Annotated in this window: 21 protein-coding genes and 1 tRNA gene; 11 read left to right on the top strand and 11 right to left on the bottom strand. The window is 61.9% G+C overall.

Translation table 11 applies throughout. From position 1 onward, the window contains the following. The 4 genes from R3217_05485 to gspC form a co-directional block, all read right to left on the bottom strand. Positions 1 to 806: type II secretion system F family protein (locus R3217_05485; GenBank protein ID MDX1454893.1), on the bottom strand; the 806-nt coding region annotated here is incomplete at its 3' end. Positions 807 to 818: 12 nt separating this feature from the next. Beyond that, a complete protein-coding gene (gene gspE / locus R3217_05480; protein ID MDX1454892.1) occupies positions 819 to 2,330 on the bottom strand; it encodes a type II secretion system ATPase GspE in 1,512 nt (503 codons plus the stop codon). A 20-nt stretch (positions 2,331 to 2,350) separates the two neighbouring features. Next, complete coding sequence (gspD, locus tag R3217_05475; GenBank protein ID MDX1454891.1) at positions 2,351 to 4,378, bottom strand: type II secretion system secretin GspD; 2,028 nt, start codon at positions 4,376 to 4,378, stop codon at positions 2,351 to 2,353. A 65-nt stretch (positions 4,379 to 4,443) separates the two neighbouring features. Next, positions 4,444 to 5,319, bottom strand: a complete 876-nt coding sequence (gspC, locus tag R3217_05470; protein ID MDX1454890.1) for a type II secretion system protein GspC — start codon at positions 5,317 to 5,319, stop codon at positions 4,444 to 4,446. A gap of 317 nt (positions 5,320 to 5,636) precedes the next feature. On the opposite strand from gspC, the gene R3217_05465 reads away from it, so the two are divergent. The 3 genes from R3217_05465 (at position 5,637) to clpA (ending at position 10,744) form a co-directional block, all read left to right on the top strand. Continuing rightward, complete coding sequence (locus R3217_05465; protein ID MDX1454889.1) at positions 5,637 to 7,862, top strand: adenylate/guanylate cyclase domain-containing protein; 2,226 nt, start codon at positions 5,637 to 5,639, stop codon at positions 7,860 to 7,862. Between the two features lie 278 nt (positions 7,863 to 8,140). Beyond that, complete coding sequence (gene clpS / locus R3217_05460) at positions 8,141 to 8,482, top strand: ATP-dependent Clp protease adapter ClpS (GenBank protein ID MDX1454888.1); 342 nt, start codon at positions 8,141 to 8,143, stop codon at positions 8,480 to 8,482. A gap of 3 nt (positions 8,483 to 8,485) precedes the next feature. Further along, complete coding sequence (clpA, locus tag R3217_05455; protein MDX1454887.1) at positions 8,486 to 10,744, top strand: ATP-dependent Clp protease ATP-binding subunit ClpA; 2,259 nt, start codon at positions 8,486 to 8,488, stop codon at positions 10,742 to 10,744. A 132-nt stretch (positions 10,745 to 10,876) separates the two neighbouring features. Here clpA and infA read toward each other — a convergent pair whose 3' ends face one another. The 5 genes from infA to trxB are packed head-to-tail and all read right to left on the bottom strand — an operon-like array spanning position 10,877 to position 14,809. Continuing rightward, complete coding sequence (infA, locus tag R3217_05450) at positions 10,877 to 11,095, bottom strand: translation initiation factor IF-1 (GenBank protein MDX1454886.1); 219 nt, start codon at positions 11,093 to 11,095, stop codon at positions 10,877 to 10,879. Positions 11,096 to 11,105: 10 nt separating this feature from the next. Further along, positions 11,106 to 11,900: an arginyltransferase gene (locus tag R3217_05445; GenBank protein ID MDX1454885.1), complete on the bottom strand. Its 795-nt coding sequence runs from the start codon at positions 11,898 to 11,900 to the stop codon at positions 11,106 to 11,108. Positions 11,901 to 11,915: 15 nt separating this feature from the next. Beyond that, a complete protein-coding gene (gene aat, locus R3217_05440; GenBank protein MDX1454884.1) occupies positions 11,916 to 12,686 on the bottom strand; it encodes a leucyl/phenylalanyl-tRNA--protein transferase in 771 nt (256 codons plus the stop codon). Continuing rightward, complete coding sequence (locus R3217_05435; GenBank protein ID MDX1454883.1) at positions 12,683 to 13,822, bottom strand: GNAT family N-acetyltransferase; 1,140 nt, start codon at positions 13,820 to 13,822, stop codon at positions 12,683 to 12,685. Before R3217_05435 ends, aat begins: the two co-directional genes overlap by 4 nt. Before the next feature lie 27 nt (positions 13,823 to 13,849). Next, on the bottom strand, positions 13,850 to 14,809 hold the full coding sequence (gene trxB / locus R3217_05430) for a thioredoxin-disulfide reductase (protein MDX1454882.1): 960 nt from the start codon (positions 14,807 to 14,809) through the stop codon (positions 13,850 to 13,852). Between the two features lie 254 nt (positions 14,810 to 15,063). Here trxB and ald point away from each other — a divergent pair, with 254 nt between their 5' ends. The 7 genes from ald (at position 15,064) to serS (ending at position 22,755) form a co-directional block, all read left to right on the top strand. Beyond that, the gene (ald, locus tag R3217_05425) at positions 15,064 to 16,119 is read left to right on the top strand and encodes an alanine dehydrogenase (GenBank protein ID MDX1454881.1); all 1,056 of its coding nucleotides are present in this window, start codon (positions 15,064 to 15,066) and stop codon (positions 16,117 to 16,119) included. A gap of 109 nt (positions 16,120 to 16,228) precedes the next feature. Continuing rightward, positions 16,229 to 18,580: a DNA translocase FtsK 4TM domain-containing protein gene (locus R3217_05420; protein MDX1454880.1), complete on the top strand. Its 2,352-nt coding sequence runs from the start codon at positions 16,229 to 16,231 to the stop codon at positions 18,578 to 18,580. Between the two features lie 141 nt (positions 18,581 to 18,721). Continuing rightward, complete coding sequence (gene lolA / locus R3217_05415) at positions 18,722 to 19,393, top strand: outer membrane lipoprotein chaperone LolA (GenBank protein MDX1454879.1); 672 nt, start codon at positions 18,722 to 18,724, stop codon at positions 19,391 to 19,393. Then, complete coding sequence (locus tag R3217_05410) at positions 19,393 to 19,779, top strand: VanZ family protein (GenBank protein MDX1454878.1); 387 nt, start codon at positions 19,393 to 19,395, stop codon at positions 19,777 to 19,779. The genes lolA and R3217_05410 overlap by 1 nt, the downstream gene beginning before the upstream one ends. Next, positions 19,755 to 21,074, top strand: coding sequence for a replication-associated recombination protein A (locus tag R3217_05405; GenBank protein ID MDX1454877.1), 1,320 nt, complete (start codon positions 19,755 to 19,757; stop codon positions 21,072 to 21,074). Before R3217_05410 ends, R3217_05405 begins: the two co-directional genes overlap by 25 nt. 4 nt (positions 21,075 to 21,078) lie before the next feature. Continuing rightward, complete coding sequence (gene crcB / locus R3217_05400; GenBank protein ID MDX1454876.1) at positions 21,079 to 21,456, top strand: fluoride efflux transporter CrcB; 378 nt, start codon at positions 21,079 to 21,081, stop codon at positions 21,454 to 21,456. 24 nt (positions 21,457 to 21,480) lie between these two features. Beyond that, on the top strand, positions 21,481 to 22,755 hold the full coding sequence (serS, locus tag R3217_05395) for a serine--tRNA ligase (GenBank protein ID MDX1454875.1): 1,275 nt from the start codon (positions 21,481 to 21,483) through the stop codon (positions 22,753 to 22,755). A 67-nt stretch (positions 22,756 to 22,822) separates the two neighbouring features. On the opposite strand, the gene corA is transcribed toward serS, so the two are convergent. Together corA and R3217_05385 are read right to left on the bottom strand one after the other, a co-directional pair. Continuing rightward, positions 22,823 to 23,890: a magnesium/cobalt transporter CorA gene (gene corA, locus R3217_05390; GenBank protein ID MDX1454874.1), complete on the bottom strand. Its 1,068-nt coding sequence runs from the start codon at positions 23,888 to 23,890 to the stop codon at positions 22,823 to 22,825. A gap of 113 nt (positions 23,891 to 24,003) precedes the next feature. After that, positions 24,004 to 24,675, bottom strand: a complete 672-nt coding sequence (locus tag R3217_05385) for a Bax inhibitor-1/YccA family protein (GenBank protein ID MDX1454873.1) — start codon at positions 24,673 to 24,675, stop codon at positions 24,004 to 24,006. A gap of 344 nt (positions 24,676 to 25,019) precedes the next feature. On the opposite strand from R3217_05385, the gene R3217_05380 reads away from it, so the two are divergent. Beyond that, positions 25,020 to 25,110 (top strand) — tRNA-Ser (locus R3217_05380). Positions 25,111 to 25,164: the final 54 nt, after the last annotated feature.

The raw sequence follows: 25,164 nt of genomic DNA, 5'->3' as shown, positions 1-25,164 counted from the left end.
TTCATGCCTCGCGTGATGCGACCGACCAGGGGCAGTCGCAACAGGAATCGATGATACTTCTGTCGCGGCCCTGGCTCGCGCAGGACCCGGCGCACCATCCAGGCAATGGCAATCACGCCGACGGCCAGTGCCATCCACCATTCACGGAGAAAGTCGCTGAGAAAGATCAGTCCGCGCGTCAGCGCCGGCAGTTCCTCGCCAATGTTGTCAAACACGGCTACGACCTTCGGGACCACGTAGGCAAGCATCGCGATGATGATGGCGAAGGACATGAAGATGAGCACCGCCGGGTAGATCATCGCGACGGAGAGCTTCTGCTGCAGTGCCTGGCGCTTTTCCGCATAGTCGGCAAGCCGCTCGAGCACCGCATCGAGGTGACCGGTCTGTTCACCGGCGGCAACCGTGGCACGGAAGATTTCCGGGAAGATGTGCGGAAACTCTGCCAGGCCATAGGCCAGCGAATGACCTTCCATCAGGCGACCGCGCACCGCCATGACCACGTTGGAGAGGCGGGCTTTCTCGGTCTGCTGGGCAACGGCAAGCAGGGCTTCCTCGAGCGGCAGGCCGGAGCGAACAAGGGTCGCCAGTTGCCGTGTCATCAGGGAGAGTTCGGCGGCACTGATACCCCGTTGCAAGGAAAAGGCCTTGCGCTTGCCGCGGTCCTGTTCGGCGGCAGGCGTGACGTCCAGCGGTGTCAGGTGCTTGTCGCGAAGCAATTGCCTGGCATGTCTTGCCGTGTCGGCTTCCAGCGTGCCCTTGGTTTCTCGCCCGCGTGTGTCGAGGGCCTTGTATTCGAATGCACCCATGGCGAACGGCTATCAGTCCTCGCGACTGACGCGCAGGACCTCCTCGATGGTGGTTTCGCCGCTCAGGACCCTGCGTTTGCCATCGTCGCGCAGCGAAGGGCGGGTCCTTCGAGCGTGTTTCTCCATTGCAGATTCACTGGCGCCATCATGAATCATGTTGCGCATTTCTTCGTCGACCGGGATGAGTTCGTAGATGCCGGTGCGGCCGATGTAACCGAGATTGTTGCAGTCGTCACAGCCGCTGGCGTGGTAGACAGTGCATTCTTCATTGGCACCGATCCCCAGCATCTCCCGCTCCCTCTCGCCGGGTGAATACGGCTCCCGGCACTGGTTGCAGAGCAGCCGGACCAGTCGTTGAGCGAGCACGCCCACCAGTGACGAGGACAACAGGAAGGGTTCGACCCCCATGTCCCGCAGGCGACTGACCGCGCCGACTGCCGTATTGGTATGCAGGGTGGACATCACCATGTGACCGGTCAGGGAAGCCTGTACGGCGATCTCGGCGGTTTCGAGGTCACGGATTTCACCAACCATGACCACATCCGGATCCTGGCGCAGGATGGCACGCAGGCCGCGCGCGAACGTCATGTCGACCTTGGTATTCACCTGCATCTGGCCGATACCTTCGAGGTAGTACTCGATGGGATCCTCGACCGTGAGGATGTTGCGGCTCTGGTCGTTGATCGCGGCCAGTGCGGCATACAGGGTGGTGGTCTTGCCGGAACCGGTCGGGCCGGTGACCAGCAGGATGCCGTGGGGCTTGTGGATCAGCTGGTCCATCAGGTCGCGTGTCACTGGATCCATGCCGAGGTGGCCAAGATCGAGACGGCCCGCCTGCTTGTCCAGCAGGCGAAGTACAACGCGTTCGCCATGACCCGCCGGCACGGTGGATACGCGCACGTCGACGGCGCGACCGGCAATGCGCAGCGAAATTCGCCCATCCTGGGGCAGGCGCTTTTCCGCGATATCCAGCTTGGACATGACTTTCAGGCGCGACACCACCAGGGGTGCCACTGCCCGTCGGCTCTGCAGGATTTCGCGCAACACGCCGTCGACCCGTATGCGTACCACCAGGCGGTTTTCGAAGGGCTCGACGTGAATGTCGGAGGCACCTTCCTTGACGGCCTGCGTGAGCAGGGCGTTGATGAGACGGATGATCGGCGCATCGTCATCGGAATCGAGCAGATCCTCGGGTTCAGGGAGCGCGTCGGCGACCTGGTTGAGGTCCATGTCGTCCTCGAGGCCCTCCATCATCTGCATGGCGCCGTCAGAACGATCTTCGTAATTGAGTTGCAGCGCTTCGTCGAACTCGCTGGCGGTCACCTTGCTGAGTGGCAGGGTTTCGCCGAGCAGGCGACGTGCTTCCAGCAAGGCCTCGCGTGGTGCATCCTCGCGCAGCAACAGCTCGCGTCGGCCATCATGGCTGACCAGCAGGATGCCGTTGCGCTTGGCAAAACCGAAGGGCAGGCGGTCGCGCTGGGCCGTGGACTCGATGTCCAGCCCGGCGATGTCCTGTTCCAGCATGTCTTCGTGTGTCGTGGACATCAGTCTTCGTTGCTCGCGTCATCGTCATCGCTTGCTTCGATGCGCAGGCCGCGTTCGTCATACTCGGGAGCAATGGGCTGCGACACGCTCGGCATCAGCGAGACACTGCCATCTTCCTTGCGGCCACGCTGCAGGTCGCGAATCTGGCGATACTTCTCATTGGTATAGAGCGCGGAGTCTTCCGGCGTCCTGAGGATGGACGGCTTCAGGAACACCATCAGGTTGCGCTTGATCTTGCTGGAGGTCCTGTACCGGAACAGTTCGCCGAGCACCGGTATGCTGCCCAGCAGGGGAACGCGTTGCTCGCCTTCCTGGACCTGGTCATCAATGAGACCGCCGAGAACGATGATCTCGTTGTTCTCTGCGACCACGGAAGTGGTGATCGAACGGTTGTTGGTGATCAGGTCGACCGCGCCCTGCGATCCTTGCTGCAGGCTGGAGACTTCCTGCTCGATTTTCAGCACGATCGTGGTGCTGTCGCTGATCTGCGGCGTGACCTTGAGGCTGATGCCGACTTCTTCGCGGTTGATGGTCTGGAAAGGATTGACCGAATTGTTCTGGCCCGTATTGGCATAGGAGCCCGACAGGAACGGCACTTCCTGGCCCACCTTGATCTCGGCTTCCTCGTTGTCCATGGTCGTGATCGAGGGTGTCGACAGGATGTTGGTCGAGGAATTGCCGGCCAGCGCCCGCAGCAGTCCGACAAAGCTGGTTTCACCGGAGACGATGCGACCAAAGCCCAGCGTCAGGCCAGCGGCCTGGTTCAGCAACCCGGCTGTTGCCTGGCCCGCACCGTCATCGGCTTCGAGGGCGCCCGCCACCTGGCCGACGCCGACACCCGAACCCGGGAAGTTGGTGATCCCGACGGGCGAGTCGTCATCCGCTCCGTCGGCAGCCCAGGTCACGCCCAGTTCGGCGGAATTGTTCGACGAGATCTCGGCGATGATGGCTTCGACGTGCACCTGTGCCCGTCGAATGTCGAGCTTCTCGATGATGGTCTGCAGGTTGCGCATGATCTTGGGTGGCGCGGTAATGACCAGTGCATTGGTGTCCGGCTCGTGCAGTACGACGACGTCGGAGTAGCCACCACGCGAACCGCCCTGGCTTTCCTCTTCCTTGCTGGCCACTTCGGTGACCTGGCCCTTCAGGATGTTGGCCAGGTTTTCCGAGTTGGCATAGCGCAAGTAGACCACCTGGGTATTGCCACCGGATTCCAGTGGTGTATCGAGGTGCGAGATCAAGGCCCGCATGCGCAGGCGATCGGCCTGCGAGCCACTGATCAGCACGCTGTTGGTGCGATCATCGGCGGCGATGGTCGGCGGCGTGCCGCCCGTATCGCGGCCGGCATTCTGCATCAGCGCGGAGAGTACGCGGACGGTCTCCGAAGCGGAGGCATTCTCCAGGGTGATCACGTCGACATCGTTGTCGCTGGCCCGATCGATCTTGCGAATCACGTTGAGCACGCGATCGACGTTGCCGGCGCGGTCGGAGATGATGATGAAGTTGCCACCGGGGTAGGCCGACATGTGGCCATACTGCGGAATCAGGGGGCGCAGGATGGGGACCAGCTGGGCTGCTGGCGCATTCCGCAATGCAACCACCTGGGTCACCATGTCATCGAAAGGCAGCGATTCCGGTGAGCCGACACCACCACCGATCTGCTTGGCTTCCACCGAGGGAACGATCTTGATGGTGCCGTTGCCACCTTCGACAGCGGCAAAGTTGTGAACCTGGAGCACGGACAGGAACGTGTCGTAAACCGCTTCGATGGCGATGGGCTGTGCGGACACCAGGGTTACCCGACCCTTGACCCGTGGATCCAGGATGAAGGTCTTGCCAGTAATCTCGCTGACGGAAGTGGCAACCTCGCGGATGTCGGTGTCGACGAAATTCAGCGTGATCGTGGCACCGGACGGCATGCCGGCCTGGGCGCTGGCAGTGGCGAACAGCAGCAGGGCCGCGAGAATGCGCAGGGCATGTCGGCAGTTGGCCAGCCAGCCTGTGTGTCCAGGGTATCGAGCAATCATTGCAATCCTTCCGTTAATGTCGGTGCCTATCGTGTTCTGCAAGCCTGCTTGTTTCAAGCCGGTATTCATCGGTCTGCATTCAGTGTGATGTTCTCTTCCTGTTCACCGCGTCGCAGTGTCAGCGACAGGGAGTCCAGTGACTGGATTCCCTGCAGGACTTCGGCCATCGAGGCCGGATCGGTCAGGCTCATGCCATTGACTGCGGTGACCAGGTCGCCGGGCCTCAGCCCGGCTGCCGCGAAGCGCTCGCGTTGCTGCAGCGGCCATATTTTCACGCCGACCATCTGGCCGTTCTCCATCACCGGCTGCATGCGGACAAGGTCGCTGAGGGCGCCCGGATTGCTCGCCAGGTCGTCGCGAATATCGGTGAAGTCATTACCGCTGCTGCGGGAGTCGACGCTGGACTCTTCCCTGATCTCCGGGGTGATGTCTGCCGACTGGCGGGGCAGGGTCAATGTCTCCAGCTGGCCGCGGCGATCCAGGATGACACGGTCGGCCAGCACGCTGTGCACGACAGCACCGCCGGGAACACTGCTGCCCACGGCGTAGACCTTTTCCAGGCTGCCGGAGGCAATGATGGCCCGCGAGAAGTCCGCCTCGGTAGCCGACAGGATGCCCCTCAGCTTCAGGTTCAGCCGGGTTTCCGGGGCATTGATCGTGCTCGCGGCCTGCACTTCGGCAGGATCGGCAGCACCGAACATGTGGGTAGCCGCCACCCGGGCCAGGTCGATCGAACCGCTGCTGTTCGAGTCGGCGCCGGCAAGGGCCTCGGCGGGCGGCATGCCGGGCTTGAAGCTCCAGGTGTCGGCAACCCGCCACACCAGCTCGGCGGACAACCAGCCCGCCAGCAGGACGAGCAGGACACTGCTGGTGGCTGGTCCCCTTCGTTCCAGCCAGCTGTTCAGGGCTGGCAGGCCGATTTGCTTGATACGCTCGTTCATGGCTGGCTTCCGGAAAGGCCGGATTGTTCCCCGTGGTTTGCCGCAGCGGGCACTCTTGACCGCAATCGACGTCGTGATAATAAGGTGTCCCGGTCGCACATCCTACTGGGGCAAACCTTCGCACGCCATCCTGCCCTGCAAAGTGGTCAATCCATGACCAGCTTTCGCGGCGGGTGCCTTTTTCCCGCATTCCGTTACACTGGGCGACAGGACAAGAATGAAGAATATGACAGGAAGTCGCAGGGAATGTGGTCTTCTGCCTTGATTTGTGCAGGCAATCGGCAGACGGGCACCGGGGGAAAAGACCAGGGGGCGGTGTGAACCAGAGGTGGCTGATACGCGGTGGCATAACCGCGTTGCTGTTTTTCGTGTTCCTTTTGCACATCAAGGGCGTGCTGTCGTTCCAGCTCCTGAACCAGCTGGAAAACTTCGCCTATGACGCCCGCGTGAACATCACCGCGCCGGGCACCATCGACACGCGCGTGGTCATCGTCGATATCGACGAGGCCAGCGTAGAGGCCGAGGGCCAGTGGCCATGGCCGCGCGATCGCCTGGCCCTGATGATCGACCACCTGTTCGATCGCTACGCGGTGCGTGCCGTGGGCTTCGATATCACTTTCCCGGAACCCGAGCTGAACCCCGGCACCGATGTTCTTGATCGACTGGCCCGCGAGCAGCTGGCCGGGAATCCCGAGTTCCAGGCTGCCTACGCCGAGGTCCGGCCTTCCCTGGAACACGACCGCCTGTTTGCCGAAGCAATCAAGGGTCGCGCCGTCGTGCTGGGTTACGTCTTCCATCCTAAGCTCGAGGAGGGCGAGGCGCAGAAGCTCGGCCTGTTGCCTGCGCCGCTGATTCCCGAGGAAAATATCGAGGGTCGACTGGAATTCCACCAGGCGGGCGGCTACTCGGCCAACCTGCCGATTCTCCAGCAGCAGGTCCGCCGTGGCGGCTTTTTCGACAACCCGCTGGTCAGCTCGGATGGTTCTTTCCGGCGCACCCCGACCCTGCAGCAATACGACGGCGACCTGTACGGTTCCCTCAGTCTCGAGTTGTTGCGCGCAGCCAGTGGCTGGCCGGCTGTCCAGTTCGCGTTCCAGCCCGGTGCGCCACGCAAGGATTACCTGCATCTCGAGTACCTGGAAGTGGGTGATTTCAAGGTGCCTGTCGATGCCGATCTTGCGGTGCTTGTGCCTTACCGCGGGCCGGTCTACAGCTTTCCGTATGTCCCGGCGGCAGAGGTCATAGCCGGCGAGAAGGATTTCCCCGAGCTGGAAGATGCCATTGTGCTGGTGGGTACGTCCGCAGCGGGATTGTTCGATTTGCGCGTGACACCGGTCGGCGAGCGCTTCAATGGCGTCGAAGTGCACGCCAATGTGGTTTCAGGAATTCTTGACGGGCGGGTCAAGCACCACCCGGAGTTCGTCAACGGCGCTCACATCAGCCTGCTGTTGCTGGTCGGCATCGTGCTGACTTTCGTTGCCAGTCGTTTCAGCGTCGTACCGGCAACGGCTTTCATGCTGCTGATCGTGGCCGCGATTGTCGGCTCTAATTTCTACGTCTGGACGGATTTCAATTACGTCGTGCCGCTGGCGTCGCCATTGTTCTTCACATTCCTGCTGTTCGTGCTGCATATCCTGTACGGCTTTCTCGTCGAAAGCCGCGGCAAGCGCCAGCTGTCGAGCCTGTTCGGAACCTACATTCCGCCGGAACTGGTGGAGGAGATGAGCGAAGATCCCTCCGCGTTCACCCTGGAGGGCGAGTCACGCGAAATGACCGTGCTGTTCTCCGACGTGCGCGGTTTCACGACGATTTCGGAAGGGCTCAAGCCGCAAGAGCTGACGGCCCTGATGAACGAGTTCCTGACGCCGCTGACCCGTATCATCCACGAACAGCGTGGCACCATCGACAAGTACATGGGTGATGCCGTGATGGCGTTCTGGGGCGCGCCCTTGCCGGACAACGACCACGCATCGCATGCCGTCGCGGCTGCCCTGGCCATGGTCGGGGAGATGAATCGCCTGCAACCCGTGTTCAAGAAGAAGGGCTGGCCGCCGTTGCAGATCGGCGTGGGGCTCAATACCGGCGAAATGAATGTCGGCAACATGGGTTCGGAATTTCGCATGGCTTACACCGTGCTGGGCGATGCGGTGAACCTGGGGTCGAGACTGGAAGGTCTCACCAAGCAGTATGGTGTGGATATCCTGGTGTCCGACTCCACCCGCGAGTCGGCGCCCGAGTTTGCTTTCCTGGAGCTGGACCGAGTCCGGGTCAAGGGCAAGGAACAGCCGGTGGCCATTTTCGAGCCCCTGGGTCGGCGTGATGCCTTGCCGAAGGAAACCAAGTCGCTGCGTACGCGGCACAAGCAGGCCTTGCTCTACTATCGCCAGCAGAACTGGGACTCGGCGGAACGCGAATTCTTTTCCCTTTCGCAGGCCGAACCGGACCGCAGGATCTACCAGATCTACCTGCAGCGGATTGCCCATTTCCGGCAGGCACCGCCGGGCCCGGACTGGGATGGCGTTTTCGTGCACACCTCCAAGTAGGCCGGGGGAATTCCTGCGCGATCGGCCTTGAAAGACGGACTTGTCGCCCACATCTGTTAGAGAGTATGGATATTTGCGTGGCGGACCTCCGCCCAACCCCCCGGAATACCTGATTTTCCGCCCCATACTGCCGACCGGCGGCGCCGTCATGAACGGCAGTCGATGGCGCAATCCGCTAAAATCAGACCATGAGCAGGAGATTGACAAGCTTGTTGCCAGAGCGACCGACAGGAGACGGACTGCGACAGTCCGGCTTTGCAGTGGAGATTCATGCGGGCATGCCGCGGCCGCCGCAGGGTGGCGAGCCGGAAGGGCCGGGTGAACCCGATCACGGCCTGGCGCTGGGCGAGGCCAGGCCGAAGCTGAAGCGGCCACCGCTGTACAAGGTGGTGCTGCTGAATGATGACTACACGCCGATGGAATTCGTGGTGGAAATACTGCAGAAGTTTTTCCGCATGGATCGAACCAAGGCGACCCAGGTCATGTTGAATGTTCATACCAAGGGGAAGGGCGTTTGTGGTGTCTTTACCTACGAGATCGCCGAGACCAAGGCGGCACAGGTAACCAATTATGCGCGCGAGCATCATCATCCGTTGCTCTGCCAGACTGAAGAGGCCTGACTCATGCTCAGCAAAGAACTCGAAGCCTGCCTGAACGAAGCCTTCTCCGGCGCTCGCCAGAGACGGCACGAATTCATTACCGTCGAGCACCTGCTGCTGGCGTTGCTGGACTCCATGAAGGTGTCCGAGGTGTTGCGTGCCTGCGGCGCCAATGTCGAGCGCCTGCGCCAGGAACTGCAGATCTTCCTCGACGAGAACACGCCACGCATTGCGGAGGACATTACCGACGACGTGCAGCCGACGCTGGGCTTCCAGCGCGTCCTGCAGCGGGCGGTATTCCATGTGCAGTCCTCGGGTCGCAAGGAGGTCAGCTCGGTCAACGTGCTGGTCGCGATCTTTGGCGAGAAGGAAAGCCAGGCCGTGTTCCTGCTGGACCAGCAGGATGTCACGCGGCTTGATGTCGTCAACTACGTCTCGCATGGCATCTCCAAGATCCCGGGCGAGGAAGGCGATGATCCCGACATCCAGGTGCCGGACGAGGAGGGCGGCGAACCCTCCGGCAATCCGCTGGACAATTTTGCCGCCAATCTCAACGAACGGGCATCCCAGGGCCTGATCGATCCGCTGATCGGCAGGGACCTGGAAGTAGAGCGCACGGTGCAGATCCTCTGCCGCCGTCGCAAGAACAACCCGCTGTACGTTGGCGAGGCCGGTGTTGGCAAGACGGCCATCGCCGAGGGGCTGGCCAAGCGCATCGTGGAAGGTGAGGTCCCTGAGGTGCTGCTGAGCGCCGTGATCTATTCGCTGGACCTCGGCGCCCTGGTGGCAGGCACCAAGTATCGCGGCGATTTCGAAAAGCGCCTCAAGGGCGTGCTGTCCGAGCTGAAGAAGCAGGACAATGCCATCCTGTTCATCGATGAAATCCACATGGTGATCGGTGCCGGTGCGGCCTCGGGTGGCGTGATGGATGCCTCCAACCTGATAAAGCCCTTGCTCGCCAATGGCGAATTGAAGTGCATCGGTTCGACGACCTACGAGGAATATCGCGGCATTTTCGAAAAGGACCGCGCCCTGTCACGTCGTTTCCAGAAGATCGACGTGCCCGAGCCGAGCATCGAAGAGACGGTCGAGATACTCAAGGGCCTGCGCTCCCGTTTCGAAGAGCATCACGATGTGAAATACCCGCCCAAGACGCTGCGGGCCGCGGCTGAACTGGCAGCTCGCCACATCACGGATCGGCATTTGCCGGACAAGGCAATCGACGTCATCGACGAGGCGGGTGCGAACATGCGCCTGCAGCCGACCAGCAAGCGACGCAAGTCGATCACGGTCCACGATGTCGAGAACATCGTGGCCAAGATTGCGCGAATCCCGCCCAAGAGTGTCAGTTCCTCCGACAAGGACGTGCTGATGAACCTGGAGCGCAATCTCAAGTTGACCATCTTTGGCCAGGACGAAGCGGTCGAGACCCTGTCTTCGGCCATCAAGATGTCTCGCTCCGGTCTCGGGCCGGAGGACAAGCCGATTGGTTCCTTCCTGTTCGCCGGTCCGACCGGCGTGGGCAAGACCGAAGTGACTCGCCAGCTGGCGCGCGCCATGGGCATCGAGCTGGTGCGCTTCGACATGTCCGAATACATGGAACGCCATACGGTGTCACGCCTGATCGGCGCACCGCCGGGCTACGTGGGTTACGACCAGGGTGGCTTGCTGACCGAAGCGGTCAACAAGCAGCCGCATTGCGTGCTGTTGCTGGACGAGATCGAAAAAGCGCATCCGGAAGTGTTCAACATCCTCTTGCAGGTGATGGACCACGGCACGCTGACGGACAACAACGGTCGGCAGGCGGATTTCCGTCATGTGATCATCGTCATGACCACGAACGCCGGTGCCAGCGAAATGTCGCGTACGTCTATCGGTTTCACCTCGCAGGATCACAGCTCCGACGGCATGGAAGCGATCAAGCGGCAGTTTTCGCCGGAATTCCGCAACCGCCTGGATTCCATCATCAATTTCGCACCGCTGGACGAAGCCACCATCTCCCGCGTGGTCGACAAGTTCGTCATGGAACTGGAAGGACAGCTGGAGGAGAAGGGTGTCACGCTGGACCTGGACGACGAGGCCCGCACCTGGATTGCCGAGCGGGGCTACGATCCGAAGATGGGTGCTCGTCCGATGGCGCGCGTGGTGCAGGAACACATCAAGCGACCGTTGGCCGAGGAATTGCTCTTCGGCAAGCTGGTCGATGGTGGCGAAGTGCATGTCACCGCCAAGGACGGGTCACTGGAAATCGAGGTGATTGAGAAAGCGTCCGCCCCGGCCTGAGGCGGGCACCGAAAGCGGCGCGGTCGCTATCGGCAAGCAGGCCAAACAAGCAGGCAAGAAAAAGCCGGGCAGTGCCCGGCTTTTTCCTGTGTGTCTGTCGGTTCTGGAATTCGGCTGGAATTCGGCTGGAAATCAGCGACCGCGGTAGACGATACGGCCCTTGGTCAGGTCGTAGGGTGTCAATTCCACCGTGACCTTGTCACCGGTGAGAATGCGGATGTAGTTCTTGCGCATGCGGCCGCTGATATGAGCGGTCACGACATGGCCGTTCTCGAGCTCGACACGAAAAGTCGTGTTCGGCAGCGTTTCGAGAACTTCGCCTTCCATCTGGATTGCGTCTTCTTTCGCCATAAGTTGCTGATTATCCTGTTTCTTCCGAAGGCGCAGGATTCTGCCCCATTGCCTCGTGAAGTGCAACTTTCTCCCGTACCTGGGGGCTTTCCGCGCGGCGCCACTGGCCTTCGACAAAGTACTCTGCCGGCCCGAACTTCCGCTTGTAGTCCATTTTCGGGTGGCCTGGCAGCCAGTATCCGAGATAGACATCCCTGAGCCCCTGGCTGCGGGCGTGGGCAATCAGTTGCAGGATGGCGAAACTGCCGAGACCACGCTGCTCGTAGGCTGGGTCGTAAAAGGTGTAGACGGCCGAGATTCCGCGTTCCAGGCGGTCGGCGACCAGCACGCCGACCAGCCGTTCCTCGTCCTGGATCTCCAGGAACCAGCTGTCCGCCCAGCGGCTCAGCAGGAAGTCGGAAAAATGCGCAGCGCCATGCGCCACCATGTCACCCTCGGGATGGCGCCAGTGCTGGTAGCGGTTGTACAGGGCCAGCAGCTCGTCGTCACACCAGCTGCGCTGCCAGCTGATATTCAGGTCGGCATTGTCGCGCAGGTTGCGTCGCTGGCTGCGGTTGGGCGTGAAGCCCCGGGCCGGAACGCGCAAGGGGATGCAGGCCGAGCAGTGCTCGCATTCCGGTCGATAGAGATAGGAACCGCTGCGGCGAAAACCGGCTTCTGCCATTTCCGTCTGGGCACGGCGATCCGGAATCAGCCGTGGATCGGCAAACACGGTGCGCGCTTCGCGCTCCGGGTAATAACTGCAAGGATGCTCGGGCGTCAGGTACAGCGGCAGGGTGACCGGCTGGCCTTCGTTCTGGTTCATGCGTGCCGCCCTCCGTCAGGAAACCGCTACCGACGGATCATAATCCCCGAGATCGCTGGTAGAAACCGACAAGGTCCATTTTTCGGCATTTTCGGCCCCGGCATGACCCGCCTGACCAGCATGCAGGCGAGCCAGGAACTGTGCCCGCGGCAGCAGCTGGCAGCCGAGGCTTGCCAGGTGGGGGTTGTCCAGCTGGCAATCGATCAGCGTGAAATCACGCGCCTGGAGCTCGCGTACCAGCAACAGGAAGGCCGCCTTGGAGGCATCCGTCGCCTGCGAGAACATCGACTCGCCGCAGAAGGTCTTGCCGATGGCGAGGCCGTAGAGGCCCCCGACCAGGCTGTCTTCCTGCCAGACCTCGATCGAATGGGCATGGCCTTGCCGGTGCAGTTCGATGTATGCCGCCTGCATGTCAGGGGTGATCCAGGTCCCGTCCTGCCCGGGCCGGGGTGCTTCGGCACAGGCCTGGATGACCGCGGGGAAGGCCGAGTCCACCGTGAAGGCAAAAGGGCGCTGGCGCAGTTTCTTTCGCAGGCTGCGGGAGACCCGCAATTCCGCGGGCAGGATCACGGCGCGCGGGTCGGGCGACCACCACAGGATCGGCTGGCCCTCGGAGAACCACGGAAAGATCCCGCGCTGGTAGGCGGCCAGCAAGCGGGCGGGGGACAGGTCCCCACCGGCAGCCAGCAGCCCGTCCGGCTCGGTCATGGCGAGCTCTGGTGGCGGGAAGTCGTCCGGCGGGGCATCAGCCGGAATCCAGCGCAGGTTCAGCACGCTGCGTGTCATGCCTGTCGCTCCTTGTACGGCAACAGTTCGGCTGCGCGTTCGCGGTAGTCCGCGATCACCGGTGTCTCGCGCTGCAGGAAATCGGCAATGGCATCGCGCAGTCCAGGGTGTCGAATGTAATGGGCAGAGTACACCGGCACGGGTTCGAAGCCGCGACTGATCTTGTGCTCGCCCTGGGTGCCGGGTTCGAAGCGCCCGAGTCCCTGGTCGAGGCAGTACGCGATACCCTGGTAGTAGCAGGCTTCGAAATGCAGTCCGGGGATGTCGACCAGGCTGCCCCAGTGTCGCCCATAGAGGCACTCGTCATCACGAAAGCAGATGGCGGCGGCGACCATGTGACCGTCGCGGAAGGCAGCGAAAACCACGATCGAGTCGGGCTGTGTTTTGACGATTGCCCGGAAGAACCCGGGCCGCAGGTAGGGCTGCTGGCCACGAATGGCATAGGCCGCGGTGTAACAGCCATAGACCTGTGACAGGGTATCCGGGTCAAGGTCTTCGCCGGCCAGTGTCCGCAGCGTGACCCCGGCCTCATGCACCTGGCGCCGCTCGCGGCGGATTTCCTTCCGACGCCTGGACTTCAGGGCGCCAAGAAAGCCATCGAAGTCACCATAGTCCCGGTCAAACCACTGGAACTGGCAGTCCTCGCGGACCATGAAGTCGTGCGCCCGCCATAGCGCCAGCTCGTCGCGGGCGGGAAACAGCACGTGCCAGCTGACGTGCTGGCCACGCTCGGCCTCGCGCTTGCCGGCCTCGATCAATGCATCCGCCTGGTGGCCCAGCAGGCGGGGGCCGGTGACCGGCGTAAAGGGCACCGCGCTCAGCAGCTTGGGGTAATAGGCGATGCCGGCCCGCTGGCAGGCGTCCGCCCAACCCCAATCGAATACGAATTCACCGTAGGAGTGGTACTTGCGATACAGCGGCAGCGCGCCGATCAGCTTGCCCTTGTCGCGAAGGGCCAGGTGATGAGGCTCCCAGCCGGATTCGGGGGCTACCGACTGCGAGTGTTCCTGCGCATCGAGAAAACCGTGTTGCAGGAAAGGCTGGCTTCCTGACAGCGCATTCCATTCATGGGCCGAAAACGAAGACAGCGCCGAGACGCATTGGACGTCATCGGCGCTGTGTCTGGGTGTGTCCATGACATGCGAGGCTTGCGCCCCAGTCCGTCACTCTTCCTGGGCTTCCAGGAAACGCTCGGCATCAAGCGCCGCCATGCAGCCGGTGCCGGCCGATGTGACAGCCTGGCGGTAGACGTGGTCCATGACGTCGCCGGCCGCGAAGACGCCCGGCACGCTGGTCATGGTGTGGTTGCCCTCAAGACCGCTCTTGACCTTGATGTAGCCGCCCTCCATGTCCAGCTTGCCATCGAACAGGTCGGTGTTCGGCTTGTGGCCGATGGCAATGAACACGCCGGTGACGTCCAGCTCTTCCGTTTCGTTCACATCCTTGGAGGAGTGCAGGCGAATCTTGTTGACGCCCATGTCATCACCCAGCACCTCGTCCAGGTTGCGATCCCAGTGGATGGTGATGTTGCCGTTCTTTTCCTTCTCGAACAGGCGATCCTGCAGGATCTTCTCGGCACGCAGGGCGTCGCGACGATGCACCAGGTGCACTTCCGAGGCGATGTTCGACAGGTACAGCGCTTCTTCCACGGCGGTGTTGCCGCCGCCGACTACAGCCACCTTCTGGTTCTTGTAGAAAAAGCCGTCGCAGGTTGCGCAGGCCGATACACCCTTGCCCTTGAAGGCTTCCTCGGACTCGAGGCCCAGGTACATGGCCGTCGCACCGGTCGCAATGATCACGGCGTCGGCGGTGTACTGGTTGGTGTCACCGGTGAGCTTGAAGGGGCGGGACGAGAAATCGACTTCGTTGATGTAGTCGAAGACGATCTCGGTATTGAAGCGCTCGGCGTGCTCCTTCATGCGCTCCATCAGGCCCGGGCCCTGCAGGCCCTCGGGGTCGCCCGGCCAGTTTTCCACATCGGTAGTGGTCATCAATTGCCCACCTTGTTCGATGCCCGTGACCAGGACCGGGTCGAGGTTGGCGCGAGCCGCGTAGACGGCAGCCGTGTAGCCGGCCGGACCGGAACCAATGATAAGAAGGCGGCAATGTTTGGTGTCGCTCATGTATAATTCGCCCTTTCGATGCTTGCTGATGGCAGCTGAGAAATTCGAGGCCGGGTCTGCCGGGACCACGCGAGGGTGGCGGGGCAGGACAAGCCGGTAAATGGGGGCACCGCAGCGTGAAATCAACCCGGATTCGGGTCCGTTGCCGTGCTCGTCAGAGTTCAGAATCTTACTTAAAGCCCTGTCGAGCGTAAAGGCGGGGCCGGTGGAGCGCAACGCCCTGGACCGCATGGCAGGGCTTTATAGGAGGCAACATGCGCATTGGTATTCCCCGCGAGCTGAAACCCCTGGAAGGCCGGGTTGGCCTGATCCCTGCCGCCTGTTCCGGGCTGGTCAAGGAAGGCCACACCGTGATGATCGAGTCCGGTGCCGGCGTGAAGAGCGGTTACAGCGACGACGACTACCGCGCCGTGGGCGTGGAAGTGATCGAGCAGGTCGAGGCGCTCTACGAGCAGGCCGAGATGATCGTCAAGGTCAAGGAGCCCATCAAGGAAGACCTGAAGCACATCCGCAAGGAGCACCTGCTGTTCTGTTACCTCCACCTGGCCGCCGAGCCGGAGCTGACTGAAGAGCTGAAGCGCATCGGTTGCACGGCAGTGGCGTTCGAGACCGTCGAGGTGGACGGCAAACTGCCGTTGCTGGCGCCGATGTCCGACATCGCCGGCCGCCTGTCGGCACAGTGGGCGACGACGCTGCTGCATGCCCCGCACAATGGCAAGGGCGTGCTGCTGGGCGGTATTCCTGCTGCCCGTCGCGGCAAGGTCGTGATTCTCGGTGCCGGTGTGTCCGGTGGCGCGGCTGCGACCATCATGGCCGGCATGGGTGCGGAAGTGACCGTGTTTGACCTGGATATGGAAAAGCTGGAGAAAATGCGCGGCCTCGGTCCGAACGTGACCGGCCTCTACCCCCACGTGGCCGACGTTGCGGATGCCGTAAGGGATGCCGACGTGGTCATTGGCGCCGTGCTGGTTACCGGCAAGAAGGCGCCGCGCGTGGTCACCAAGGACATGGTCGAATCCATGGCGCCGGGCTCGGTGGTCGTCGATATCGCCATCGACCAGGGCGGCTGCATCGAAACGGCCAAGGGCACGACCTGGGACAACCCCACCTACGAGCACAAGGGCGTGACGCACTTTACCGTCACCCACATGCCGGGCGCGGTGCCGCGCACCTCGTCACAGGCCTTGTCTGCCGCGATCGCTCGCTATGCCTCGATCCTGGCTGGCGGCAACTGGCGCAACAATGAGGCCCTGGTAAAAGGCATCAATGTGGAAGGTGGCAAAGTGGTACATCCAGCCCTCTTGGACTGACTCAGAGCAGGGCGGCGCAAGCCGCCCTTTCTGTATAATTGCTGGACAATATTTCTGTTTTGAATTAAACAGTTACGAGAACTTCTTAATACAAACTAGCGGGTGATACTTGGCACAGGCCAAACGCAAGAAGACAACGGACGGGGGCGGGCCGGTCATCGGGCAGCAGCTGGCCAGGGGGCTGCGGGAAGCGGCGCTGTGGATCAGTGCGGGCCTGGCCTTGCTGGTTGGTTTCGCCCTGTGGAGCTATGCCCCGACGGATCCGGGCTTCTCGTCCACGGGATCCGGCGTGGTCCAGAACTACGTTGGCACCTTTGGCGCTTACCTGGCGGATCTCCTGTTGCTGCTGTTTGGCTATCCGGCGCACCTTTTCCCGGTGCTGGTATTCCTCGCGGGCTGGATGGTCTATGCCTCGCACCTGGTCGATCGTCATGATGACGAACCGGTCAACAAGGTGGTGGTTGCCCTGAAGTTCCTGGGGTTCCTGCTCACATTGAGCACGGCTTCCGGGCTGGCAAGCATTCACTGGGTCGTCGCGCCCGGCGCCTTGCCGGTCGAGCAGGGCGGTGCGGGCGGCATCCTGGGCAATTTCGTCGGGCTTGGTCTTGCGGCCAGCCTGAGCAATCTCGGCGCCACGGTATTGCTCATCGTGCTGTTCCTCAGTGGTGTGACCCTGTTCACCGGGATTTCCTGGCTGCAGGTCATGGATACCACCGGCCGTTACACCCTGTTGGCTTTCGAGTTGCTGCAGAATCGCCTGGAGCGTGCCCGTCAGACCATGGAAGACCAGCGCTCGCGCCAGCAACGGGTCGAGCTGGTGCGCGTGCAGACCGAGCAGCGCAAGGAACGCCCCAAGCCCAAGATCGAGCCAAAGGTCGCCAAGATCGAACCCAGCGTGCGGGCGGAGAAGGAACGCCAGGTCACCATGTTCGATCCGCCAAAGAATTCCGAGTTGCCGGCCTTGTCCCTGCTGGACGAGCCACCGAAGCACGAGCTGGCCTACAGCGAGGATGCCTTGCAGGCCATGTCGCGCCTGGTCGAGATGAAGCTGGCCGACTTCGGCATCGAGGTGGAGGTCGTGGCGGTGAACCCGGGTCCCGTGATCACCCGTTTCGAGTTGCAACCGGCACCCGGTGTGAAGGTCAGCCAGATCACCAATCTCTCCAAGGACCTGGCGCGCGCCATGTCCGCCATTTCCGTCCGCGTGGTCGAGGTGATTCCCGGCAAGTCCACGGTCGGCCTGGAAATTCCGAACGAATCCCGCGAAATTGTGACCCTGGGCGAAATCCTGAAGTCGCAGGCCTACGACAAGTCGTCTTCGCCCATCACCCTGGCCCTGGGCAAGGACATTTCCGGTCACCCGGAAACCGCCGATCTCGGCAAGATGCCGCACTTGCTGATTGCCGGCACGACTGGCTCGGGCAAGTCGGTCGCGATCAACGCCATGATCCTGTCGCTGCTTTACAAGGCGACCGCCGAGCACGTGCGCCTGATCATGATCGATCCGAAAATGCTGGAGCTATCCGTCTACGAAGGCATTCCGCACCTGCTCGCGCCCGTCGTGACCGACATGAAAGAAGCCGCCAATGCCTTGCGCTGGGGCGTGGCGGAAATGGAACGGCGGTATCGCCTGATGGCGGCACTCGGCGTGCGCAACATCGCGGGCTACAACCGGAAGGTCAAGGAAGCGATCGAGGCTGGCAAGCCGATCAAGGATCCGCTGTTCAAGCCGGAAGAAACCCTCGACGGCGAAATGGCCGAGGCACCGGACCTGCAGCCGCTGCCCCTGCTGGTGATCATCATCGACGAGCTGGCCGACATGATGATGGTGGTCGGCAAGAAGGTCGAAGAGCTCATTGCACGACTGGCACAGAAAGCGCGTGCTTCCGGTATCCACCTGATCCTGGCCACGCAGCGCCCGTCGGTGGACGTGATCACCGGCCTGATCAAGGCCAACATCCCGACTCGCATTGCCTTCCAGGTATCGTCGCGCGTCGATTCGCGCACGATTCTCGACCAGATGGGTGCGGAGAACCTGCTCGGCCATGGTGACATGCTCTACCTGCCGGCCGGTTCAGGCTTCCCGCAACGCATTCACGGCGCCTTCGTCGATGACAAGGAAGTGCACCGGGTCTGCGATGCCTTGCGCGCCTCCGGCCAGCCGACCTACATCGACGAAATCCTCGAAGGGCCGCAGGATGCGATCCCGGGCCTGTCTGCCAGCAATGGCGGCGGCGATCCCGATGGCGGGGATGGCGAGGGCGATCCCCTCTACGACGAAGCGGTCAAGATCGTCACCGAAACCCGCAAGGCGTCGATTTCCGGCGTACAGCGACGGTTGAAGATCGGCTACAACCGCGCCGCACGCATGATCGAGGAAATGGAAGCCGCTGGTGTGGTTTCGCCGCCCCAGGCAAACGGCACGCGTGAAGTCCTGGCGCCGCCGCCACCCAAGGACTGACTCGTCGGAACTGACCGGCTGCCGGAATCCACGCTTTCAACACATTCCATGCGTGAATCCCGGGCACCATGCGTCCCGAAGGATGGTCAAACCTCATGAGTCCGGCAACGTCGTCGGGTGTTCACGCAACGCGGAGTACACATGCAAATCTTGAATCGCACACGGTATTTCCTGTTCTTGCTTGCCAGCAGCCTGCTGCTGGGCATGACCGCTTCGGTATCGGCAGGGGATGCCGACGCGAAAGCGCGCCTGGAAGCCTTGTTGTCGAACATCGATACGCTGCAGGCCGATTTCACCCAGACCGTGCTGGACGAGGAGCTGCTGCCGGTGCAGGAGTCGAGCGGGCGTTTCCTGCTGAATCGCGGCGCAGGAGCGGCGGGCAAGTTTCGCTGGGATTACACCACGCCGTTCCAGCAGACCATTGTCGCCGATGGCACGAACGTCTGGACCTATGACCCGGACCTGGAACAGGCAACCGTCAAGGGCATGTCCACCGCGCTGGCCAGCTCGCCGGCTGCTGTGCTCACCGGTTCCGAGCCGCTGGACGAGAACTTCACGGTGAAGGAAATTGGCGAGGCCGGGCCGTTGTACTGGGTGGAATTGCATCCGCATGTACAGGACACGGATTTCGAAGTGCTGCGGCTGGCGCTGGATGGTGAGGTCCTCGATACCATGGAACTGAAAGATGCGCTCGGCCAGACCACGCGCATTCGCTTCAGCGACGTGACGACAAACGCTGCAATCGACGCCGACGCATTCGTATTCGAGCTGCCGGAGGGCGCGGACCTGATCGGTGAACCGCAGGTCGATTGATGCCGATGCCCGCGCCGGATTCGACGCTCCGATTCCGTTGGCTGTGGTGGAGCATTGCCGCATTGGGCCTCGCGCTTGATATCTACCTCAGCCTGAAGCCCGCGGGTGACGGCCCGGGGCTGCTGAACGACAAGCTGGCCCACTTCCTTGTGTATTTCATGCTGACTGGCTGGTTCTGCCTGCTGCTGCCAAGGCGACGGCTGCTGGTGTTTGTCGCAGCTGTCCTTCTCGGTGGCGCGCTGGAAATTGCCCAGTCGTTCACGCCGCAACGGGTCATGGATCCGCTCGACGCGCTTGCCAATGCTGCTGGCGCGTTCATCGCGCTGCTGATTGTTCGCCGACTTCCGGTTAACCTGCTCGCATGGCTGGAAACAAAACTCCCATAGATGCAATGACGCCGCTGGCTGACCGCATGCGACCCCGGACGCTGGACGAGGTGGCCGGGCAGTCGCACCTGCTGGCAGCCGGCAAGCCACTTTACGAAGCCCTCAAGCAGGGCAGGCCCCATTCCATGATCCTCTGGGGACCGCCCGGCACCGGCAAGACCACGCTGGCGCGGCTGGTGGCCGAGACCTGTGAAGCGGCGTTCCTGCCCTTGTCGGCCGTCATGGCCGGCGTGAAAGATGTGCGCGCAGCAGCCGAGGCCGCGAAGCAGTCCCGCGCCATGGGCCAGGCCACCGTCCTGTTTCTCGACGAGGTGCATCGCTTCAACAAGGCACAGCAGGACGCCTTCCTGCCCTACGTCGAGGACGGCACCATCACGTTCATTGGTGCGACTACCGAGAATCCTTCCTTCGAGTTGAACAACGCCTTGCTGTCGCGGGCGCGGGTCTACGTCCTGAAGTCGCTGGCTGACCGAGACATTCGCCAGATGATCGATCGCGCCCTCAAGCATCCTGACGGCCTGGCTGGCGAGGTCGACATGGAAGAGGCACTGCGCGATACCCTGGCCGAGGCCGCCGACGGGGATGGACGACGTGCCCTGTCGATGCTTGAAGTGGCCGCCGGTCTTGCGCGGGACGCAGACGGAACGCTGAGCGGGGAGATGCTTGCCGAGGTGCTCAGCGGCACCTTGCGGCGCTTCGACAAGGGCGGTGACGAGTTCTACGACCAGATCTCGGCCTTGCACAAGTCGGTGCGTGGTTCGGACCCCGATGCCGCCCTGTACTGGTTTTCGCGCATGCTGGATGGCGGCGTGGATCCGCTCTACATCGCGCGCCGCCTGGTCCGCATGGCCTCCGAGGACATCGGCAATGCCGATCCCCGCGCCTTGCAGCTGGCAATGAACGCCTGGGACGCCCAGCAACGGCTTGGCAGCCCGGAGGGCGAGCTGACCATGGCACAGGCCGTCGTATTCCTTGCCATGGCCCCCAAGTCGAACGCGGTCTATACCGCCTACAAGGCGGCCCGCAAGGATGCCGAGCAGGGCGGGTCGCAGCCAGTACCGCCCTGGCTCAGGAATGCGCCTACCCAGCTTATGAAGGACCTCGGGCACAGTGCGGGCTATCGCTACGCCCACGACGAGCCGGATGCGTTCGCGGCCGGCGAGCACTACTTCCCGGAGGCAATGACTGCCCAAACGTATTATCATCCCGTGCCTCGTGGCCTGGAGATCCGTATCGGTGAAAAACTGGCGGAGCTGCGGGAAAAGAACCGAAAAGCGTCGAACAAGAGAAGATAGGCAGATGTGGCAGAACCTGGTGGCAATCGCGCTTGGCGGGGCAATCGGCTCGGTGCTGCGCTATGCCGTGAACCTGGGTTTCGCACGCCATGGTGGCCAGTTTCCCTGGGCAACGTTCAGCGTCAACGCAGCCGGCTCGTTCCTGTTCGGCGTGCTGGCTTTCGTGCTGCTGGAAAAGCTGCCCGAAGCGCACACCTTGCGCGCGTTCGCGCTGGTCGGTGTGCTGGGTGCCTTCACCACGTTCTCGACCTTCTCCTACGAAACACTCGGCCTGCTGCAGGCGGGTGATTTCGTTCGTGCCGCGGGCAATGCCATTGGCAGCGTCATTGTCTGCGTGCTGGCTGCCTGGGGTGGCCTGGCGCTGGCGCGTCACGTTTTCTGAACTCACTACATTGATGGACTGAACATGCTGGATCCCAAACAACTGCGCGGCGACCTCGATGCCGTGATCGACAACCTGAAACGCCGCGGCTTCGAGTTTCCGAAAGCCGATTTCGAGCGCCTGGAAAACGAGCGCAAGCAGGTGCAGGTGCGTACCGAGGAACTGCAGAACGAGCGCAACACGCGCTCCAAGGCCATCGGCCAGGCCAAGGCAAAGGGCGAGGACATCCAGCCCTTGCTGGACGAAGTTGCAAACCTCGGCGACGAGCTGAAAAATGCCGAGCAGCGCCTGGGCGAGATTCGCGAGGAACTCGATGCCTTGTTGATGGGCGTGCCGAACCTGCTGCACGAAGACGTGCCGGCAGGTGCCGATGAGGAGGACAACGTCGAAGTGCGCAAGTGGGGCGAGCCGAAGTCATTCGACTTCGAGCCGAAAGACCACGTCGACCTCGGCTCCGGACTGCTGGATTTCGAACTGGCCGCCAAGCTCACGGGTTCTCGCTTTGTCGCGCTGAAGGGCCCGATGGCACGCCTGCATCGCGCGCTGAGCCAGTTCATGCTGGACATTCACACGGGCGAGCACGGCTACGAGGAAGTCTACGTCCCGTACATCGTCAACGACGATTCGCTGCGCGGTACCGGCCAGTTGCCGAAATTCGGCGAGGACCTGTTCAAGCTGGAAGGCGAGCATCCTTTCTACCTGATCCCGACCGCCGAAGTGCCGGTGACCAATTTCTACCGCGACGAGATTCTCGACGCCGATGCGCTGCCGAAGAAACACGTGGCGCATACGCCATGCTTCCGCTCGGAAGCCGGTTCCTACGGCAAGGATACGCGCGGCATGATTCGCCAGCACCAGTTCGACAAGGTGGAACTGGTCCAGGTGGTGAAGCCCGAGGACTCCCATGCAGCCCTGGAGGAACTGACCGGCCACGCCGAGAAGATCCTGCAACTGCTGGAACTGCCGTATCGCACCGTGATTCTCTGTGCCGGCGATATCGGCTTCGGCGCGACCAAGACCTATGACATCGAGGTCTGGTTGCCAGGCCAGAACCGGTATCGAGAGATTTCATCCTGCTCGAACACCGAGGCTTTCCAGGCGCGTCGGATGCAAGCGCGTTTCCGCAATCCGGACAACAAGAACAAGCCGGAGCCGGTGCACACCTTGAACGGTTCGGGTGTTGCGGTGGGTCGCGCCATGCTGGCGGTGATCGAAAACTTCCAGCAAGCGGATGGCTCGATAGTCGTGCCGGACGTGCTGAAGCCCTACATGGGCGGCCTGGATGTCATCAAGCCCTGAGCTTTGACACTCGACATGAAAAAAGGCGCTTCATGACGAAGCGCCTTTTTTTGTAGCCGTAACAAGACTACAGCCAGCGTTTCTTCCTGAAATACACCAGCATGCCGATCACGAGAATCGCCAGGAAAGAGAGCAGGGCGACATAGCCATATTCCCAATCCAGCTCCGGCATGTTGGCCGGATGCTCTGTGTTGAAGTTCATGCCGTAAAGTCCGGTGAAGAAGCTCAGCGGGATGAAAATCGTGGCAATGATGGTCAGCACTTTCATGACGTCGTTCATGCGATTCGAAACGCTGCTGAGAAAGACATCCATCAGGCTCGAGGTCATTTCCCGGTAGGCTTCGATCAGTTCGATGATCTGCACCGTGTGGTCGTAGCAGTCCCGGAAGAAGACCTTGGTGCTTTCGTTGATCAGCGGGTGGTCGTCGCGGATCAGCTGGTTCAATGCCTCGCGTTGCGGCCAGATGGTCTTGCGGATCATTACCAGCTCGCGCTTCACGAAGTGGATGATGTCGAGCGTGTTCTTTTCCGGGTTTCTGAGCACCTGCTCTTCGAGTTCGTCCAGTGCTTCGCCATATTCTTCGAGCAAGGGAAACGCACGGTCGATGACCAGGTCGACCATTGCGTAGAGCAGGTAGTCCGCCTTGGAGCGGCGGAAGCGACCGATCGGACCACGCAGGCGCTGGCGAATCGGCTCGAAGAAATCGTCAGGACCGTTGTGGAAACTGACCACGTAGGTCGGACCGAGGAACAGGCTGACCTGTTCTATCACCAGCTCCTCGCCACGGATGACCGGCACGTTCAGCACCACGAAGACCTGCCTGTCGTCATAGATGTCGAGCTTGCTTCTCTGGCCTTCGTTGATCACGTCTTCCATGGCCAGCGGATGCAGCTGGAAGGCTTCGCCGAGGTAGTCGAAGATGCGCTTGGACGCCGCACCCTGGCAATGCAGCCAGGTCACGCGTTCGCTCGCAAAGTACTGGCCGCAATCCTCGAGCGAGATGTCCTTGACCTCGTGTATGTCGTTCTCATCGTAGTCGAACAGGCTCAGCGTGGCTTCCGCCTGGCCTTCGCGGTCGACCAGGGTGCCAGGCGCAGTACCCGGCTGGTGATAGCGGCGCTGGAAATACGACATGCGACTCCCTCCCTCGATTGTCCTGCCACGAGTCTAGCGTGAATCCGGCGCAAAAAAAGAAGGCCCCTTGCGGGGCCTTCTTCAAATCAGCTTTCGCAACCGACTGAAGTCGATCAATCTTCGCCGCTCACTGCGCCAAGAATGTGCAGCAGGCTGGTGAAGAGATTGTAGATCGCAACATAGAGCGTCACCGTGGCGAGAATGTAATTGGTCTCGCCGCCGTGAATCATGTTGCTGGTCTCGTACAGGATCAGGCCTGCCATCAGCAGCACGAAAGCACCCGACACGGCCAGCGACAGGGCAGGGATGCTGAACAGGAAAGCGCCCAGCCCGGCCAGGAAGGCCACCAGGATGCCTGCGACCAGGAAGCCTCCCATGTAGGAGAAGTCCTTGCGGCTGGTCAGGGCATAGGCCGACAGGCCGATGAAGATCGCGGCGGTACCACCGAAGGCCTGCATGACCAGCTGGTCACCGTTCGAAAAGACCGTCACGTAGGCACTGATGATCGGCCCGAGCGTCGCGCCCATGAAGCCGGTCAGCGCGAAGACACTGAGAATGCCCCAGGCACTGTTCGCGAGCTTGTGGGTCAGGAACAGCAGGCCGAAGTAGCCCACCAGCGTCAGCATCAGGCCGGGGTGCGGCCAGTTGAAGCGCATGCTGACAAAGGCCATCAGGGCCGAAAAGGCCAGGGTCATGGACAGCAGCATGTAGGTGTTGCGAATGACCTTGTTGGTCGCGACAGCCGACTGCTGCGAGTGCGAAATCACGTGTTCCTGCGGACGCATAGCGTTACTCCGTTGATGAAACTCAGGCCTACTATTTAAGGCCATTGGGCGCGGGATTCAAGGGATTCCGCCGCGAAACCATGGAAAAGCGGCGGAGCTGGTCAAACAGGCGCCAATATGGCCGTCCGGGCCCTTCCGGCTGGTCCAGACCCGCGTTTTTCCGTATCCTTGCGCCGCTGTACGCGACTTCCGGGGAGCTGGCAGAGCGGTTGACCGATCGCGTAGCGATCAGGACGCCGAAGCGCCAGCGAGGCGGGTCGCAGACCCGAGAATCGGCCCAAGCCGATTCGAGTCAATGCACCGGCCCAGGCAGTATCCAGCCTTGGTCGGAGCAAGCAGTTTCTGGAGAGGTGGCAGAGCGGTTGAATGCACCGGTCTTGAAAACCGGCAAGGGTTTATAGCCCTTCGTGGGTTCGAATCCCACCCTCTCCGCCATGCAAAGAAATGGGCTTCCCGTTGGGAAGCCCATTTTTCTTTGCGGCGTCGAGG

This window comes from Gammaproteobacteria bacterium (genome assembly GCA_033720895.1).
GTDB lineage: Bacteria > Pseudomonadota > Gammaproteobacteria > Natronospirales > JAJUFS01 > JAWWBS01.
The sequence above is the reverse complement of the archived record's forward strand: the minus strand, read 5'-3'. Positions and strand labels throughout refer to the sequence as shown.

What these genes read in the sequence shown, in the direction of transcription:
- gspD (MDX1454891.1), bottom strand. Translation starts at nt 4,378, where the DNA reads ATGATTGCTCGATACCCTGGACACACAGGCTGGCTGGCCAACTGCCGA.
- R3217_05435 (MDX1454883.1), bottom strand. Translation starts at nt 13,822, where the DNA reads ATGGACACACCCAGACACAGCGCCGATGACGTCCAATGCGTCTCGGCG.
- R3217_05405 (MDX1454877.1), top strand. Translation starts at nt 19,755, where the DNA reads ATGGCTGGAAACAAAACTCCCATAGATGCAATGACGCCGCTGGCTGAC.
- infA (MDX1454886.1), bottom strand. Translation starts at nt 11,095, where the DNA reads ATGGCGAAAGAAGACGCAATCCAGATGGAAGGCGAAGTTCTCGAAACG.
- trxB (MDX1454882.1), bottom strand. Translation starts at nt 14,809, where the DNA reads ATGAGCGACACCAAACATTGCCGCCTTCTTATCATTGGTTCCGGTCCG.
- R3217_05445 (MDX1454885.1), bottom strand. Translation starts at nt 11,900, where the DNA reads ATGAACCAGAACGAAGGCCAGCCGGTCACCCTGCCGCTGTACCTGACG.
- gspE (MDX1454892.1), bottom strand. Translation starts at nt 2,330, where the DNA reads ATGCTGGAACAGGACATCGCCGGGCTGGACATCGAGTCCACGGCCCAG.
- serS (MDX1454875.1), top strand. Translation starts at nt 21,481, where the DNA reads ATGCTGGATCCCAAACAACTGCGCGGCGACCTCGATGCCGTGATCGAC.
- ald (MDX1454881.1), top strand. Translation starts at nt 15,064, where the DNA reads ATGCGCATTGGTATTCCCCGCGAGCTGAAACCCCTGGAAGGCCGGGTT.
- gspC (MDX1454890.1), bottom strand. Translation starts at nt 5,319, where the DNA reads ATGAACGAGCGTATCAAGCAAATCGGCCTGCCAGCCCTGAACAGCTGG.
- lolA (MDX1454879.1), top strand. Translation starts at nt 18,722, where the DNA reads ATGCAAATCTTGAATCGCACACGGTATTTCCTGTTCTTGCTTGCCAGC.
- clpS (MDX1454888.1), top strand. Translation starts at nt 8,141, where the DNA reads ATGCCGCGGCCGCCGCAGGGTGGCGAGCCGGAAGGGCCGGGTGAACCC.
- R3217_05410 (MDX1454878.1), top strand. Translation starts at nt 19,393, where the DNA reads ATGCCGATGCCCGCGCCGGATTCGACGCTCCGATTCCGTTGGCTGTGG.
- R3217_05385 (MDX1454873.1), bottom strand. Translation starts at nt 24,675, where the DNA reads ATGCGTCCGCAGGAACACGTGATTTCGCACTCGCAGCAGTCGGCTGTC.
- clpA (MDX1454887.1), top strand. Translation starts at nt 8,486, where the DNA reads ATGCTCAGCAAAGAACTCGAAGCCTGCCTGAACGAAGCCTTCTCCGGC.
- aat (MDX1454884.1), bottom strand. Translation starts at nt 12,686, where the DNA reads ATGACACGCAGCGTGCTGAACCTGCGCTGGATTCCGGCTGATGCCCCG.
- crcB (MDX1454876.1), top strand. Translation starts at nt 21,079, where the DNA reads ATGTGGCAGAACCTGGTGGCAATCGCGCTTGGCGGGGCAATCGGCTCG.
- corA (MDX1454874.1), bottom strand. Translation starts at nt 23,890, where the DNA reads ATGTCGTATTTCCAGCGCCGCTATCACCAGCCGGGTACTGCGCCTGGC.